The 14,484-nt window shown below is 69.1% G+C and carries 18 protein-coding genes; 12 read left to right on the forward strand and 6 right to left on the reverse strand.

Features of this window, described 5'->3' with window-relative positions:
• Positions 1-33 precede the first annotated feature (33 nt).
• From ACFT7S_RS23390 to ilvA, 3 genes are all read right to left on the reverse strand, one after another.
• Positions 34-885: an ABC transporter permease gene (locus ACFT7S_RS23390; RefSeq protein WP_382734935.1), complete on the reverse strand. Its 852-nt coding sequence runs from the start codon at positions 883-885 to the stop codon at positions 34-36.
• Complete coding sequence (locus ACFT7S_RS23395) at positions 882-1,862, reverse strand: ATP-binding cassette domain-containing protein (protein ID WP_382734937.1); 981 nt, start codon at positions 1,860-1,862, stop codon at positions 882-884. Before ACFT7S_RS23395 ends, ACFT7S_RS23390 begins: the two co-directional genes overlap by 4 nt.
• Before the next feature lie 115 nt (positions 1,863-1,977).
• Entirely contained in the window at positions 1,978-3,207 is a 1,230-nt protein-coding gene (gene ilvA, locus ACFT7S_RS23400) for a threonine ammonia-lyase (protein WP_382734939.1), read from the reverse strand.
• A gap of 155 nt (positions 3,208-3,362) precedes the next feature.
• Between ilvA and ACFT7S_RS23405 the strand changes: the two genes are divergently transcribed.
• The 4 genes from ACFT7S_RS23405 (at position 3,363) to ACFT7S_RS23420 (ending at position 4,986) form a co-directional block, all read left to right on the forward strand.
• The gene (locus ACFT7S_RS23405; protein WP_382734941.1) at positions 3,363-3,893 is read left to right on the forward strand and encodes a MarR family winged helix-turn-helix transcriptional regulator; all 531 of its coding nucleotides are present in this window, start codon (positions 3,363-3,365) and stop codon (positions 3,891-3,893) included.
• Positions 3,894-3,952: 59 nt separating this feature from the next.
• Positions 3,953-4,462 (forward strand): sigma factor-like helix-turn-helix DNA-binding protein, encoded by a 510-nt coding sequence (locus tag ACFT7S_RS23410; RefSeq protein WP_382734943.1) that lies wholly within the window; start codon positions 3,953-3,955, stop codon positions 4,460-4,462.
• Positions 4,459-4,719 carry a hypothetical protein gene (locus ACFT7S_RS23415; protein ID WP_382734945.1) on the forward strand — a complete coding sequence of 87 codons (261 nt, stop codon included), beginning with the start codon at positions 4,459-4,461 and terminating at the stop codon, positions 4,717-4,719. The genes ACFT7S_RS23410 and ACFT7S_RS23415 overlap by 4 nt, the downstream gene beginning before the upstream one ends.
• Before the next feature lie 75 nt (positions 4,720-4,794).
• Positions 4,795-4,986 (forward strand): DUF1059 domain-containing protein, encoded by a 192-nt coding sequence (locus tag ACFT7S_RS23420; RefSeq protein ID WP_382734947.1) that lies wholly within the window; start codon positions 4,795-4,797, stop codon positions 4,984-4,986.
• A gap of 66 nt (positions 4,987-5,052) precedes the next feature.
• Here the strand turns inward: ACFT7S_RS23420 and ACFT7S_RS23425 are convergent, their stop codons facing one another.
• Positions 5,053-6,198, reverse strand: coding sequence for a cystathionine gamma-synthase (locus tag ACFT7S_RS23425; protein WP_382734949.1), 1,146 nt, complete (start codon positions 6,196-6,198; stop codon positions 5,053-5,055).
• A 67-nt stretch (positions 6,199-6,265) separates the two neighbouring features.
• Here ACFT7S_RS23425 and ACFT7S_RS23430 point away from each other — a divergent pair, with 67 nt between their 5' ends.
• The 6 genes from ACFT7S_RS23430 to ACFT7S_RS23455 all read left to right on the forward strand — a co-directional run bounded on the left by ACFT7S_RS23430 (position 6,266) and on the right by ACFT7S_RS23455 (position 12,045).
• A complete protein-coding gene (locus tag ACFT7S_RS23430; RefSeq protein WP_382734951.1) occupies positions 6,266-7,369 on the forward strand; it encodes a hypothetical protein in 1,104 nt (367 codons plus the stop codon).
• 84 nt (positions 7,370-7,453) lie between these two features.
• Positions 7,454-8,161: a peptide-methionine (S)-S-oxide reductase MsrA gene (gene msrA / locus ACFT7S_RS23435; protein ID WP_382734953.1), complete on the forward strand. Its 708-nt coding sequence runs from the start codon at positions 7,454-7,456 to the stop codon at positions 8,159-8,161.
• Between the two features lie 60 nt (positions 8,162-8,221).
• Entirely contained in the window at positions 8,222-8,539 is a 318-nt protein-coding gene (locus ACFT7S_RS23440; RefSeq protein WP_382734955.1) for an antibiotic biosynthesis monooxygenase family protein, read from the forward strand.
• Between the two features lie 218 nt (positions 8,540-8,757).
• Positions 8,758-9,198 (forward strand): hypothetical protein, encoded by a 441-nt coding sequence (locus tag ACFT7S_RS23445; RefSeq protein ID WP_382734957.1) that lies wholly within the window; start codon positions 8,758-8,760, stop codon positions 9,196-9,198.
• Positions 9,199-9,206: 8 nt separating this feature from the next.
• Positions 9,207-11,348, forward strand: coding sequence for a hypothetical protein (locus tag ACFT7S_RS23450; RefSeq protein WP_382734958.1), 2,142 nt, complete (start codon positions 9,207-9,209; stop codon positions 11,346-11,348).
• A 34-nt stretch (positions 11,349-11,382) separates the two neighbouring features.
• On the forward strand, positions 11,383-12,045 hold the full coding sequence (locus ACFT7S_RS23455) for a hypothetical protein (protein ID WP_382734960.1): 663 nt from the start codon (positions 11,383-11,385) through the stop codon (positions 12,043-12,045).
• Positions 12,046-12,052: 7 nt separating this feature from the next.
• On the opposite strand, the gene ACFT7S_RS23460 is transcribed toward ACFT7S_RS23455, so the two are convergent.
• A complete protein-coding gene (locus tag ACFT7S_RS23460) occupies positions 12,053-12,457 on the reverse strand; it encodes a helix-turn-helix domain-containing protein (RefSeq protein ID WP_382734962.1) in 405 nt (134 codons plus the stop codon).
• 172 nt (positions 12,458-12,629) lie between these two features.
• Between ACFT7S_RS23460 and ACFT7S_RS23465 the strand changes: the two genes are divergently transcribed.
• Together ACFT7S_RS23465 and ACFT7S_RS23470 are read left to right on the forward strand one after the other, a co-directional pair.
• Positions 12,630-13,118: a GNAT family N-acetyltransferase gene (locus ACFT7S_RS23465; RefSeq protein ID WP_382734964.1), complete on the forward strand. Its 489-nt coding sequence runs from the start codon at positions 12,630-12,632 to the stop codon at positions 13,116-13,118.
• A 169-nt stretch (positions 13,119-13,287) separates the two neighbouring features.
• Positions 13,288-13,749 carry an RDD family protein gene (locus ACFT7S_RS23470; protein ID WP_382734966.1) on the forward strand — a complete coding sequence of 154 codons (462 nt, stop codon included), beginning with the start codon at positions 13,288-13,290 and terminating at the stop codon, positions 13,747-13,749.
• Positions 13,750-13,779: 30 nt separating this feature from the next.
• Here the strand turns inward: ACFT7S_RS23470 and ACFT7S_RS23475 are convergent, their stop codons facing one another.
• On the reverse strand, positions 13,780-14,463 hold the full coding sequence (locus ACFT7S_RS23475; protein ID WP_382734968.1) for an ABC transporter ATP-binding protein: 684 nt from the start codon (positions 14,461-14,463) through the stop codon (positions 13,780-13,782).
• Positions 14,464-14,484: the final 21 nt, after the last annotated feature.

The following is a 14,484-nucleotide window of genomic DNA, read 5'->3' on the forward strand; positions in this document are numbered from 1 at the left end:
GCCGGGGCCCACTGGTGTGTCCGGGCGCGGAACTCAGGCGGTCGCCGAGCGGTACTTGCGGACGGCGAGGGTCCGGAAGACCAGGATGATCACGGCGGACCAGAGCAGGGACGCCCAGACCGGGTGCTGCATCGGCCAGGCGTCGGACGTCGACACGCCGGGGTTGCCGAAGAGTTCCCGGCACGCCTGGACTGTCGCGCTGAACGGGTTCCACTCGGCGATCGGCTGCAGCCAGCCCGCCATGTTCTCGGTGGGCACGAAGGCATTCGAGATGAACGTCACCGGGAAGAGCCAGATCAGTCCGCCGGAGGTGGCCGCCTCGGGGGTGCGTACGGACAGTCCGATCAGCGCGCCGATCCATGAGAACGCGTACCCGAGGAAGAGCAGCAGCCCGAACGCGGCCAGTGCCTTGGCGAGGCCCTCGTGGATGCGCCAGCCGACGAGCAGCGCGACGATCGCGAGGACGACGACGGTCAGCGCGGTCTGTACGAGGTCGGCGAGCGTACGTCCGGTGAGCACCGCCCCACGGGCCATCGGCAGGGAACGGAACCGGTCGATGAGTCCCTTGTGCATGTCGTCGGCGATGCCCGCTCCGGCGCCCGCTGTGGCGAAGGTGACGGTCTGGGCGAAGATGCCCGCCATCAGGAAGTTGCGGTAATCGGCGGGACTGGTGGAGCCGCCGATCATCATCGATCCGCCGAAGACATAGCTGAACAGCACGACGAACATGATTGGCTGAATGAGACCAAAGATGATCATCTCTGGAATCCGTGCCATTCGAATCAGATTGCGTTTGGCGACGACGAGCGAGTCGGTGACCGACTGCGCAAGGCCGCCGCGCGGCCTGGGGGCCCGTACCTCGGCCGCGTCCGTTACGGCAGTCATACGACGGCCTCCTTGCCGTTCTCGCCGTTGGTCTCCAGCTCCGCGGCATGGCCGGTGAGCGACATGAAGACGTCGTCGAGGGTGGGGCGGCGCAGGCCGATGTCGTCGATCTCGACGCCTCGGGCGTCGAGATCGCGGATGACCTCGGCGAGCAGTTTGGCCCCGCCGCTGACCGGGACGGTCAGCTTGCGGGTGTGCGCGGCGACGGTGACCTCGCCCTCGCCGAGGGCGGTGAGCACGTCGCGGGCGTGGTCGATCTCGTCCCGCTGGTGGACGACGACTTCGACGCGCTCGCCGCCGGTTCGGGCCTTCAGTTCGTCGGAGGTGCCGCGTGCGATGACCTTGCCGTGGTCGATGACGCAGATGTCGTCGGCGAGGTGGTCGGCCTCCTCCAGATACTGCGTGGTCAGCAGGAGCGTCGTACCGCCGGCGACGAGTTCCTGGATGACCTCCCAGAGCTGCTGCCGGTTGCGCGGGTCCAGTCCGGTCGTCGGCTCGTCCATGAACATGACGGGCGGGGAGACGACGAGCGCCGCCGCCAGGTCGAGGCGGCGGCGCATACCGCCGGAGTACGTCTTGGCTGTGCGGTCGGCCGCGTCGGCGAGGTTGAACCGCTCCAGGAGCTGCCCCGCCCGGGTCTTCGCGTCGCGGGCGCTCATCTGGTAGAGCTGCCCGACCATCTGGAGGTTCTCGCGGCCGGTCAGATACTCGTCGACGGCGGCGAACTGGCCGGAGAGGCCGATCGAGCGGCGGACCTCGTTGGGATGCTTCAGTACGTCGATGCCCGCGACGACCGCCGTGCCGCTGTCCGGCCGGAGAAGCGTGGTCAGGACGCGTACCGCAGTGGTCTTTCCGGCACCGTTGGGCCCGAGGAGGCCGAGGACCGTGCCTTCCGGCACGTCCAGGTCCACCCCGTCCAGTGCTCGAACATCGCCGAAGGTCTTCACCAGACCTTCGGCATATATGGCGCCTGGCATACGGGATACCCCCCAGTTGCTTTTGGGTGACTTCCTGTGCAGATCCTAGGGACGTCCCGCCCGGCGCGCGCGGTGAATCCGAGGATTCAGACCGCCCCCCATGTGCCGGTCGGTCTCAGCTCATCACCAGGTAGCCCGCGTCGCGCAGCGTCGCCGCGACCTCCTCGCAGTGCGCGGGGCCCTTCGTCTCCAGGTGCAGTTCGACCTCCGCCTCGGTGAGGCCCAGGCGCGGATCGGTCCGTACATGGCTCACGTCGAGGACGTTGGCGTCGGCCACGGAGAGCGCGGCGAGGAGGGTGGCCAGCGCCCCGGGGCGGTCGGTCAGTCGCAGCCGCAGGCTCAGATAGCGGCCTGCCGCCGCCATGCCGTGGGTCAGGATGCGCTGCATCAGGAGGGGGTCGACGTTGCCGCCGGACAGCACCGCGACAACGGGTCCGGCGAACGCCTCCGGGTCGCTCAGCAGCGCGGCCACGGGGCTGGCCCCGGCGGGTTCGACGACCATCTTCGCCCGCTCCAGACAGAGCAGGAGTGCGCTGGAGAGCTCGTCCTCGGAGACCGTACGGACCTCGTCGACCAGCTCCTGGACGAGGCGGAACGGGATGTCGCCGGGGCGTCCCACCTTGATCCCGTCGGCCATCGTCTGGGGCGAGGCGACCGCCACGGGGTGCCCGGCGGCCAGCGAGGGCGGATAGCCGGCCGCACCGGCGGCCTGCACACCGACGATCCTGACGTCGGGGCGCAGCGCCTTCACGGCGACCGCGACGCCCGCGGCGAGGCCGCCGCCGCCGATACCGACGACGATGGTGCGGACCTCCGGGCACTGTTCGAGGATCTCCAGGCCCACGGTGCCCTGCCCGGCGATGATGTCCGGGTGGTCGAAGGGGTGGATGAAGACGGCACCGGTCCGCTCCGCGTACTCCTGGGCGGCGGCGAGCGTCTCGTCGACGACATGGCCGTGCATCCGGACCTCGGCGCCGTACTGACGGGTCGCGGAGACCTTCGGCAGGGGTGCGCCGACGGGCATGAAGACCGTGGACCGTACGCCGAGCAGCGAGGAGGCGAGTGCGACACCCTGCGCATGGTTTCCGGCACTCGCCGCGACCACTCCGGCGGCCCGCTCCTCCGGGGTGAGCCCGGCGATCCGTACGTACGCGCCGCGCAGCTTGAACGATCCGGTGCGCTGGAGGTTCTCGCACTTGAGGTGGACCGGCGCGCCGATCAGCTCGGTCAGATACCGGCTGCCCTCCATCGCGGTCACCCTGGCCACCCCGGCGAGCATCTTCCGCGCCCCGCGGACATCGTCGAGGATCACGGGAGGAAAGGGGTGGGACGTCCGGTAGGTCATGACAACAAGTCTTGCAGCTCGGGCCGGTCGCGGCCGACTCGTCTCATGGCGGACTGCGGCGTTGTCCACAGGTTTGTGCAGCGCTGGTACGCGTTGCCCTGAGGCCGCGTACTCTGTCCCCCACTCATCCGACACCGCACGAAGAGAGCCCGGCCATGCCCCCTCAGGACATGACGACTGCTGCGACTCCTTCCGGGGGCACCGCCCCCGGCAACCCGGGTACCGACCACCTTCTCGATGCTCTCCAGCACCAGGTGGCCGTCTTCGCCCGCCGTGCCGAGCAGACCCGTCTCGGGGGTGTCGGCCAGGTCCGCAATTCCATGGACAGGGCCGCCTATCTGCTCCTGAACCGGCTGGACAAGGAAGGCCCGATGGGCGTCAAGGCGCTGGCCGCCGGCATGGGTATCGACTCCTCCACCGTGACCCGCCAGGTCGCCCCCCTCGTCGACACGGGTCTGGTCAAGCGCACCTCCCATCCGGAGGACGGCCGCGCGGTCGTGCTCCAGCTGTCCCCGCGCGGACAGGCCCGTCTCGACGAGGTCCGCTCCTCGCGGCGCGAGCTGATGTCCCAGGTGACCGACGACTGGAGCATCGAGGAGCGCGACACGTTCTGCACGCTGCTCACCCGGTTCAACGCTGCGCTGGCCGCGCGCCAGGCCGCCCATCAGGCCCAGCCGGAGGACTGACCGGCGGCCGGTCGCGCACGCCTCTTGACCCGGAGCTCCCTCCGGGTCTCCGATGGGGTATGCGAGAGCGGCAGGCCTACCAACAACGCCGCCGCGCCCAGGAGTTCGAGGACTTCGTCGCGGGCGCGGCAGGCCGTCTGCTGCACACCGCCACCCTCTTCACGGCCGAGCCCGCCGAGCCGCCGGGGGCGAACCTCCGGGCCCTGCGGCTGCTGACCGCGGCGCTGGCGCACACGTACGCGGAGTGGGACCGGCTGCGCGGCGAGGACCCGTACGACCGGACCCGCCAGGAGCTCGTCACCAGGTTCGCGCGCGACGCCTGGCGTCATCACCGGCCGCGCGGCGGTCTGCTGGAACGGCTGACCCCGCAGGAGCGCCTGGTCATCGTCCTGCGTCTGTACGAAGGAGTCGCGGAGGAACAGGCCGCCGCGCTGCTCGGACTTCCGGCGGAACGGGTGCGGGCGATCTGTACCCGGGCGATCGTCACGATGTACGCGCCCCCGGAACCGCCGGAGCGCCCTGGACGCCCTGGACGCCCAGCCGCACGGCTGCTGCGGGGCGCGCGATGAGCGGCCGTGACCGTCCTGACCGGAAGGTGGACGAGGTCCGCCGGATGCTGGAGGTTCCGCGGCCGCAGGTACCCGCCGATCTGGCCCTGCGGTCGGCGGAACGCGGCGCCCGGCTCCTGCGCCGCCACCGCGCCGCGCGCCGGGTGGCGATGTGCCTGATGTGCGCGGCGGTGGTGGCGTTCGTGGTGTGGGCGGGAGTGACCCGGCCGTGGGAGGTCCCGCCGGCCGGGACGACACCGCCACTGGAGGGATGGTGACGCACCCGCGTGCGCCGATACCATCCGGATCTATCCTGGGAGAGTCGGCATTCAGTACGAGCCGAGGAGGCCGTCATGACCAGGAAGACCGTCGACTGCCGCAAGTACCCGAGCGTCTCGAACTGCTCACTCACCATCTCCGGTGAGGAGGAAGAAGTCGTACGGGCCGCCACCGAGCACTCCATCTCGGTCCATGAGCACACGGACAGCCCGGAGTTGCGCGCGGAGATCCGGGCCTCGCTGGAGGACGAGAAAGTCGGTGCCTGACACGGACGAGCCCGTCCGGCGATCGACGTACCGCTGACCACCGCCGGACGGACACCGAACAGGAACCTATCCGAGCGCCTGCGTCAGGTCGGCCAGCAGATCGTCGGCGTTCTCGATGCCGACGGAGAGACGGACCAGGTCGGCCGGAACCTCCAGCGGAGAGCCCGCGGCCGACGCGTGCGTCATCCGGCCCGGGTGCTCGATGAGCGACTCGACGCCGCCCAGCGACTCACCGAGCGTGAACAGCTTGGCGCGGTTGCAGACCTCGACCGCCGCCGCCTCGCCGCCCGCGACGCGGAAGGACACCATCCCGCCGAACGCCTTCATCTGCTTGGCCGCGATCTCGTGCCCAGGGTGTTCGGGCAGCCCCGGGTACAGGACGCTGTCCACCTTGGGGTGGCGGGTCAGCAGGTCGGCGACCTTGGTGGCGTTCTCGTCGTGCCGGTCCATGCGGACCGCGAGGGTCTTGATGCCGCGCAGCACCAGCCACGCGTCGAATGGTCCGGCGACCGCTCCCATCGCGTTCTGGTGGTACGCCAACTCCTCGGCCAGCGTGGGGTCGTTGGCGATCAGCGCACCGCCGACGACGTCGGAGTGGCCGCCCATGTACTTGGTGGTGGAGTGCACCACGACGTCCGCGCCGAGGGCCAGGGGCTGCTGGAGGTAGGGGCTCGCGAAGGTGTTGTCGACGACCAGCCGCGCCCCCGCCTGGCGGGCCACGTCGGCGACGGCCGCGATGTCCGTGATGCCGAGGAGCGGGTTGGACGGGGTCTCCACCCAGATCGCCTTGGTCCGCGGGGTGATCGCCGCCCTGACCGCACCTACGTCCGAGGTGTCGGCGACGGAGAACTCCACGCCCCAACGCGCGGCGACCTTCGCGAACAGCCGGAACGTACCGCCGTAGGCGTCGTTCGGGATGACCACGTGGTCGCCGGGCGTCAGCAGCGTACGGAGCAGGCAGTCCTCGGCGGCGAGGCCGGACGCGAAGGCGAGCCCGCGTCGGCCGCCTTCGAGGGCCGCGAGGTTCTCCTCCAGAGCGGTACGGGTCGGGTTGGCGCTGCGGCTGTACTCGTAGCCGCCCCGCAGCCCGCCCACGCCGTCCTGCTTGTACGTGGACACCTGGTAAATGGGCGGAACAACGGCGCCGGTGAGGGGATCGGCGGTGTTTCCCGCGTGGATAGCGAGAGTCTCGAAGCTGTGCTGGTCGCTCATGAGGACCGAGCGTAGTTCGTCACGAGGGCGCTCACGGGTCACTGCGCCGTGCGGGGACAATGGTCGTATGGAGATTCTCTGGTTCCTGATCGCGCTCTGCATGCTCGCCGCCGTCGTCGGCCCCTTCCTGCTGCGCCGCCGGGGCGGTATCCGTCAGGTCGCGCCCGGTTCCCCCGACGCCGCCGACCCGGAGTCGTACGGATTCCTGCGCGAGGAGGAGCTGGACGTCCGGATGCCCGGGCCCGACCAGGATCTCCTCGATGTCCTGAACGTCGTGCAGGCCACTCAGGACTGGCGGGCCGCCGCCCAGCTGCTGGCCGGCACACCCAAGGAGAGCGAGGTGCGGTGGCAGCGGGTGCAGGCGTTCGCCGGCGCGGCCTCGCTGGAGCTGATGGGGCAGCCGGGGGTCGGCGGCGCGTGGCTGCGCACCTGGCGGGCGGAGTCCCCGAAGGACGCGGGCGGCGCGGCGGTGCACGCGGAGTTCCTGGTGCAACAGGCGTGGCGTTCCTCCGGTGCGGGCGAGGACGACTTCCGGATCATCCTGGAGGAGGCCCGTACGGTCTGCGGCGAGGCCGCTCTGCTGGCGCCGGGCGACCCCGTCCCGTACATCGTCGAGCTGGCCGTGGCCCGTGGACTCGGTTACTCCCACGAGCAGTTCGACCAGCTCTGGGCGAAGATCATCGACCGGGCCCCTGCCCATATGGGCGCGCACATCGCGGCGCTGCACTTCTGGTGCGAGAAGTGGCACGGTTCGCGCGAGGAGGCCGAACGGTTCGCCACCACGGCCGCCGCCCGCGCCCCGCAGGGTTCGCTGCTGGCGGCGCTGCCGCTGTTCGCGGTGTACGAGCACCTGCCCGAGGTCAATCTGGTGCAGGGCTTCTACCGGGGCGTCGTGGTGACGAAGGCGGTCGAGGGCGCCCTGTTCGCGGTGCACGCGGCCCGCGCCGACGATCCGATGCTCGCGCACGTCCGTCATCTGCTGGTGCTGTTCCTGGTACGGATGGAACGCTGGTCGGAGGCGATGAACCAGCTCGTCCACATCGACGGCCACGTGGGCGCGCTGCCGTGGACCCAGGCCCCGGAGCCGGCCGCCGCGTACACCGTCTACCGGGCACTCGCGGTCGCGGGATACGAGGCGAACGGCGGCACCCCGGCGACGCTGCCCGGGTAGGAGCAGGTGTGGTGGGGGGCGCCGGAATCCACGGCGCCCCTTTCGCGTTGTAAGCACTGCATACCCAGCCCCGGAGGACCCCGCATGTTCCTGAATCACCGCACCCCCGAGCTCCCCACCCCGGAGCAGGCCCTCCGCGGCCGCCCCACCCCCGAATTCACGGTCCCTTCCCGCCACACGGTCCTCGGCAACCCTCTGGTGGGCCCGTATCCGGAGGGCCTGGAGGTCGCCGATTTCGCGCTGGGCTGCTTCTGGGGGGCCGAGCGCAAGTTCTGGCAGACGGACGGTGTCTGGACGACCCTCGTGGGTTACCAGGGCGGCTACACGGAGAACCCGTCTTACGAGGAGGCCTGCTCGGGCCTGACCGGTCACACGGAGGCCGTCCGCGTCGTCTTCGACGCCCAGGTCGTGTCGTACGCCGAGCTCCTGAAGCTCTTCTGGGAGTCCCACAACCCGACCCAGGGCTTCCGCCAGGGCAATGACGTGGGCACCCAGTACCGCTCGGCGCTCTACCCCCACTCCCCCGAGCAGGCCGAGGCCGCGACCGCCTCCCGCGAGGCGTACCAGCAGGTCCTCACCGGCGCGGGCTTCGGCGAGATCACGACGGAGATCCTTCCGGCGGAGGGCCGTACGTTCTGGCCCGCGGAGGCGTATCACCAGCAGTACCTGGACAAGAACCCGGACGGCTACTGCGGCATCGGCGGTACGGGCGCGAAGCTGAGCTCCCCCTCGGAGACGAACTGGGGCCGCTCCTGCCCGACGGGCATCGCCCCTGCTCCGACCGAGGAGTAACGCCACCCGGAAAGTGTCTGTTTCATGCGGTATTGGAACGGACCGTCGAGGAGGAGAGAGGTGTTCACCGTGACGGAGCAGGGGAAGTACTACGCCTCGGGCAACTGGCGGGTGACCGATGGGATGGCCGACCAGTTCATCGACAACTGGACGGCGTTTCTGACCTGGACACAGGAGGCCAACGACGGCTTCCTCCAGGCCCGGCTCATCCGCGACCTGCAGGACCCGAACCACTTCGTATCCTTCGCGGCCTGGCGAGACCCCGCGGCCATGAGCGCATGGAAGGAGAAGCCCGAGTTCGCGGAGCATTTCGGGAACTGCCGGGCGCTGTGCACGGACATGCAGGCAGGCGGCTACGAGCAGGTACGCGCTGTCTGAGCGTGCCCGCATGGACGCAAGCCTCGTCGTCACCGCAGCCCGACCTGTGGACAAAATGCGAACATTGCGTGTGCAATCCCGTAGTTTGCAGACTGTTTTTCGCTGGATAAAATGATCTCCGGAGACGTACGTCGACGGGGAGAGAAACCTGCCTGGGCCCTGGGCTCCGCCACTGCGGAGCCCAGGGCCTCAGTCAGGAATCCAGCGAGGGGGAGCACGTGTCGTTCGACGAGGAATGGGCTCAGCACAAGCAGGCGGCCAGTGAGCAGCAGTCATCGCACATGCGGCTGAACCAACTCCCGGCCGATGGCTCCGGCCCAACAGGCCCCACAGGTTCCACGCCGGACCTGGCCACGGCCCCCGCCGCGAAGAAGAAGGCGGCGAACACCATCGAGACCAAGCTGGAGCCCGGGACCAAGCAGGCCGCCGACGCGGCCGACGAGTCCACCCGGAAGGCCATCACCGAGTTCAGCGACTGGGACACCGGAGCCGGCCTGAAGAAGGCCCACGCGCACTGGGACACCCAGGTGAAGCGGCTGATGGGACGGCTGAGCTCCGAGAAGTCCAGCCTTCGGAACACATCGACGCTGTTCAACAACCAAGACATATCCACCGGACAGGATTTCGGGCCGCTGCGGTCCAAGGTGTCCGGAATCTAGGGGGAGCAGTGCCCAGCTATTACGAGATCCTGCACGTCAAGCTCTCCGAGCTCACTTCGGCCGCGGACGGCTGGAAGGACATGGCCGGTAAGCTCAAAAAGCTTGAGGACCTGTACGAGGAAGACGTGCAGAGCGTCACCAAGGGCGACAAATGGCTCGGCGAAAGCGCATCGATCGCCGCCCCCAACTTCGCGGTGACGCGCGGTCAGTACGACGCGGCGCAGAAGGAAGCCCTCGCCATGGAGTCGCTGCTCCGGGACGCCCATGGGCAGTTCACGGACCTCAAGGCGAAGGTGGAATCCGCTGTCGCGGACGCGGTCAAGGCCGGCATGAAGGTCTCCGACAGCGGCGTGGCAAGTTACGACTACAGCAAGGTGGACGCGGCGACGGCGAACAGCATCCGCCACGACCCTGATCTCAGGAATGTCGAGATGTCCTACACCAGCAATATCGGTGCTGCGGTGAAGGCGGTCAACGAATTCGATCAGGACGTCAAGGTCGCGCTGCTGAACGCGTCCGGTGCCGATGGCACGGCACCCTTCGGATTCAACGCCAAGCCGGTCGGGGACGTCGAGGCCGTAGAGGCGATCGCCCTGTCGGAGAAGGTCAAGTCCGGCGAGGCTTCGGACAAGGAACTGAAGCACTATCGCGATGTCATGAGCGCGAACAGCAAGGACAAGCACTTCAGCGAGGCGTATCTGCATGCCCTCGGTGCCGAGGACGCGGTGCGGATCGCCGACCGGATGCACCTCGCGGCGAGCGATTCGGGTGTGTCGGCGGGCGACAAGAAGCTCTACAACTCGATCTCCGAAAGCCTCGCCAATACCGTCGCCTCCGGCACGAAGGACCCGAACAGTTACGCCTACAAGCCCTTCATCGACGGGCTGAAGGGCGTGGGCCCGGACCGGATCGACAAGGGCGTATCGGTCACCTCCGGGTACCAGGCGTTCGTGACGCTGCTGAAGCACGGCGACGGGTACGGCAAGGAGTTCCTCAATGACGTCGGCGACGACATCATCAAGAACGAGGACCCGGACCAGCGCGCGCACGCCTTCGACGCGACGCGCCCCGGTCTTTCCATCGACCCGCTGGACGACCTGCTCGGCATCATGAGCAAGAACCCGGAATCGGCGGAGTACTTCCTCGACCCCCAGGCGGAGGGGAACAAGAACGACCACCTGAAGTACCTGCTCACCGACCGCAAGTGGCCGTACGACGACATCATCGGGCCCAACGGGGCGACCCTGGAACTGGAAGATCCCGAAAAGGCCGCGGGACTCGGGGCCGCCATCGAGGCCGCCTCGACCGGCCACGAGCCGGGAGGCAAGCCGGGCGAGCCCGGTCCGCACTCCGAGGGCCAGGCACGCGTGATGCACAACGCCATCCGGTTCCTGGACGACGACGCGGGCGGGGACGAATTCCCGAAGGACCTCGAGAACATCCGCCAGCCGATGGCGAGGGCGCTCACCGACTATGTGGATGACACGCACATCATCCTGAACGGTCAGGAGTCGGCGTACGGCGGTATCGCGGGCCAGGACTCCATCAACGGCTCGGGCGACAAATCCCATCTCGCAGTGGGGCAGGCAAGCCTTGTCCGTGTCATGCGGGGTATCGCGGAAGACGCGCCATCCTTTGCTCTGCTGTACGAGACCGAGCGGGCCTACGTCGCCGACGAGCTGGCCACGGCTCCCCCGTACACCGGTGACACGAGGCATGGTTCGAGCGCGGACTGGGACCACCGCGGTAGTCAGATCGGTGGCGCGATGGGCGCGCTCAACGGTATCGGCGCCGACGTGTACGACGACAAGGAGAAGGACAAGGCGGAGTGGGCCGAAGACACCGCCGCGTACTCGGCCGCCGGGGCAAACGGCTTGATCGGTGAGATCCCGGTCCTGGGCACGGTGGGCGGTTCGATCATCGACGCGGTCGCCTACGACTGGACCAAGGATGTCGTCGACGCGGCAGAGGCCCAGGGCAAGAAGGATGCGAGCGACAACTTCGCCGTGGGCATGGACGGCACCAACAAGATCATCGACAAGTGGGGCGAGGACAATGACATCTCGGATTCGGGAGCCTTCGACTCGGCGAAGGACAGCGCGCGCGACGGCCACGACGCCGGGCGAAACGCTGCCCTCACGCACCTGTGATCCGAAAGTCCGCCTGTCGCTGAAGACATCTGCCGTGTTCGCCGCACTCGCCCTGACGGCGGTCGCCTGCACGTCGGAAGACCCGGAGCCGCCGGTCAGCCACGCCTGCGAGTACGGTCCCAGCACCCGCGAGGGCAAGCTCATCCGGCAGTTGCTCGACACGGATAAATACCGGACCAGGGTCGAGAAGAGCACCGCCGACCTCGCGGAAGGGCTGAAGGAGGAGTTGCAGGCGCGAGAGGAACCGGGACGCACGGAGTATCAAACGCCGATGTGCTCGTTCTCCCTGGAATACCCGAGAGGGTCCGGCAGCGACACTCTGAGCGTCGATTTCCACTGGACGTCCCGGGAAAACCCCAAAATCTCGGGGCGCCCCGCGGATTCTCACGCCTACTACGACATCAACGGGCTCTACGGAGAGTCCGACGAAACGCTGTCCAGGCTCCGCATGCAATGTGCCCTGCCCGGCAAACTCGACAAACTGTCGCAGCAGGACCTCCTGGTCGCGGAGGTGGCGAATACGGCGTACGTCGGCACGGCGGTGAGGCAGGAAGTACGGGATCGCCAGATCCGTTTCCTGTACCTCATGGCGCGGCACGCCACCGACGCCATCGGCTGCGAGAACGAGCCCCTCAAAAAGGACCCCGTCGTGAAGGGGTACGAGACACCCGAGGAGGCCGCGAAGGCCCCCCGGTAGTCCCCAATCAGGCCGCGAGGCGGACCTCTCCCTGGCGCGAGGTCTGCCGCGCCGGGCGGGGAGTCGCGCCGATGCGGCGTGACGGGGCCAGGTCCGGGCGGGACAGGCGGACCAGCTCGCGGTGGGACAGGGCCAGGAGGTCGGCGAGGGCGAGTCCGAGGGCGTGGGCGGCAGCCGCCAGCACCTCGGACGACGGCTCCTTCAGGCCGCGTTCCAGCTCGGAGAGGTACGGCATCGAGATCCGCGCCGCCTCCGCCACGTCCTTCAGCGTGCGCTCCTGGGCCTGCCGCTCACGGCGCAGGACGTCGCCGACGACGTGTCGCAGGAGCGGCTCCTTGGCGGTGGGGGCCGGTGCCCCGGTGACCGGGCGCAGGGGAATGACGCGGGCGTGGTTCGACTCGTGGCTGCTCACCTCCCCAGCCTAGGAGCCCCGGGCCCGGGTACGTCGGCGGGAGCGTTCCGCCCCCGGCGAAATCCCGCCTCGCGGAACACAGGCCTGGCGGAGTTCTCCCGGAGCCTGCGGCCGGTGCACCATCAGGGGACGGGTGACCCCGACTACCGGACAGATGTGCGAGATTGGCCGGATGAACAATCAAGGATCTCAGCGCACCGCGCTGCGCCGCGCCCGGACCGAGGACGGGGCGGCGGTGGCGGAGGTCTATCTGCGCTCCTTCGACGCCGCACTGCCGACCGTGCGCCGCGCCCACGACGACGACGGTGTACGGGCGTTCTTCCGCGATGTCGTCGTGGTGCACCACGAGACGTGGGTGGCCGACGAGGAAGGCACCGTGGTCGGAATGATGGTGCTGGAGGAGGACCGGATCGAGCAGCTCTATCTGGCCCCCGACCGCCGTGGACACGGCCTCGGTGACCGTTTCGTACAGCTCGCCAAGGAACGCAGCCCGCAGGGACTGGAGTTGTGGACCTTCCAGGTCAACACCCCCGCACATCGCTTCTACGAGCGGCACGGTTTCGCGGCGGCGGAGCGGACGGACGGTTCGGACAACGAGGAGCGGGAGCCGGACATCCGCTATGTGTGGAAGGGAGACGCGGCAGCGGACGATCGGCCATGATGCCGCAATGAGCGCGCCACGGGGGCACAGGAGTAGTCAACAGCCTTATGCACAACGGTCGTTGTACGGAACGCGACGGCCCGGAAGCCCTCCGGTGAGCCGGGCCGTGCCCCCTGGGCCGTACGGGCCGTTACGTCCTCCGCCGAGCATCCCCTCGGGCGCCGGTGACATGCGGCGGTATCTCGCGGTCGCCGTCGACTGCTACCTCTGTCTGCTGGCGGCCGGGCTGCTGACCCGGCCGCACGTGGGGATGTCCGACGCGGGCCGGGCCCTCCCCCTGCTGCTCGCCTTCGCGCTGGTGCTCTCGTTCGCCAACCAGGTGCTTCTCACCGTGGCGGTCCGGGCCAGCGCGGGCAAGCTGGTGATGGGGGTACGGGTCGTGGCGATGCCCGGCGTCGGCCGGCCCGGGCTCGGCCGGCTGGTACGGCGCTGGGTCCATGGACTGCGCTGGGTGCCGCTGCAGCCCTGGCACTGGCTGCGCTCGCTCTCCGGCCCCGCCCGGGGCAGCGGCGACTGCCCGCTCCTCGGCAGTGAGGACGGCGATCCGTACGAGGATGTGGCGGGGCTCCGTCAGGTGCGGCACGTGGACCTGCTGGCCTACCGGGCGGCCGTCGCCGGGCGGGCGGCCTGAGGCCGGACCGCCCGGCGAGCGAGCGCGGTATCAGGCGGCGGCGTTCTCCGTCACCGTGACGCGGCCCTTGCGGATGGTGGCCAGCCTGGGCGCCTTGCGGGCCAGGGCACTGTCGTGGGTGACCATGATGAAGGTCAGCCCGTGCTCCTTCCACAGCCCGTCGAGCACCTCCATGATCTCGTCGCGCATGGACTCGTCGAGATTGCCGGTGGGCTCGTCGGCGAGCAGCACCTTGGGCCGCTTCACCAGCGCCCGCGCAATCGCGACGCGCTGCTGCTGACCACCGGACATCTCGCCCGGCAGATGGGTCGGACGGTCACCGAGGCCCACCGATTCGAGCGCCTCCGCCGCCCGCTGCCTGCGGGTCTTCGCCCCGAGGCCCAGCGGGACGAGTGCGGTCTCGACGTTCTCCTGCGCGGTGAGCGTGGGGATCAGGTTGAAGCTCTGGAAGACGAAGCCGATGGACTCCGCCCGCACCTTGGTGAGCCGCGCCTCGGGCAGCTTGGCCAGGTCGACACCGTCGAGTTCGACGGAGCCCTCGGTCGGCCGGTCCAGGCCGCCGAGCATCTGGAGGAGGGTGGACTTGCCGCCGCCGGTCGGGCCCTGGATGACGAGCCTGCCGCCGTCCTCGATGGTCAGGTCGACCCCGTCGAGCGCGTTGACGATGGTCTTGCCGCGCCGGTAGCGCTTGGTGACGCCTCTGAGCTGGTACACGTATGGACTCCTGCTGTACGT

Source organism: Streptomyces sp. NPDC057136, from assembly GCF_042670885.1.
In the GTDB taxonomy this organism is placed as follows: Bacteria; Actinomycetota; Actinomycetes; order Streptomycetales; family Streptomycetaceae; genus Streptomyces.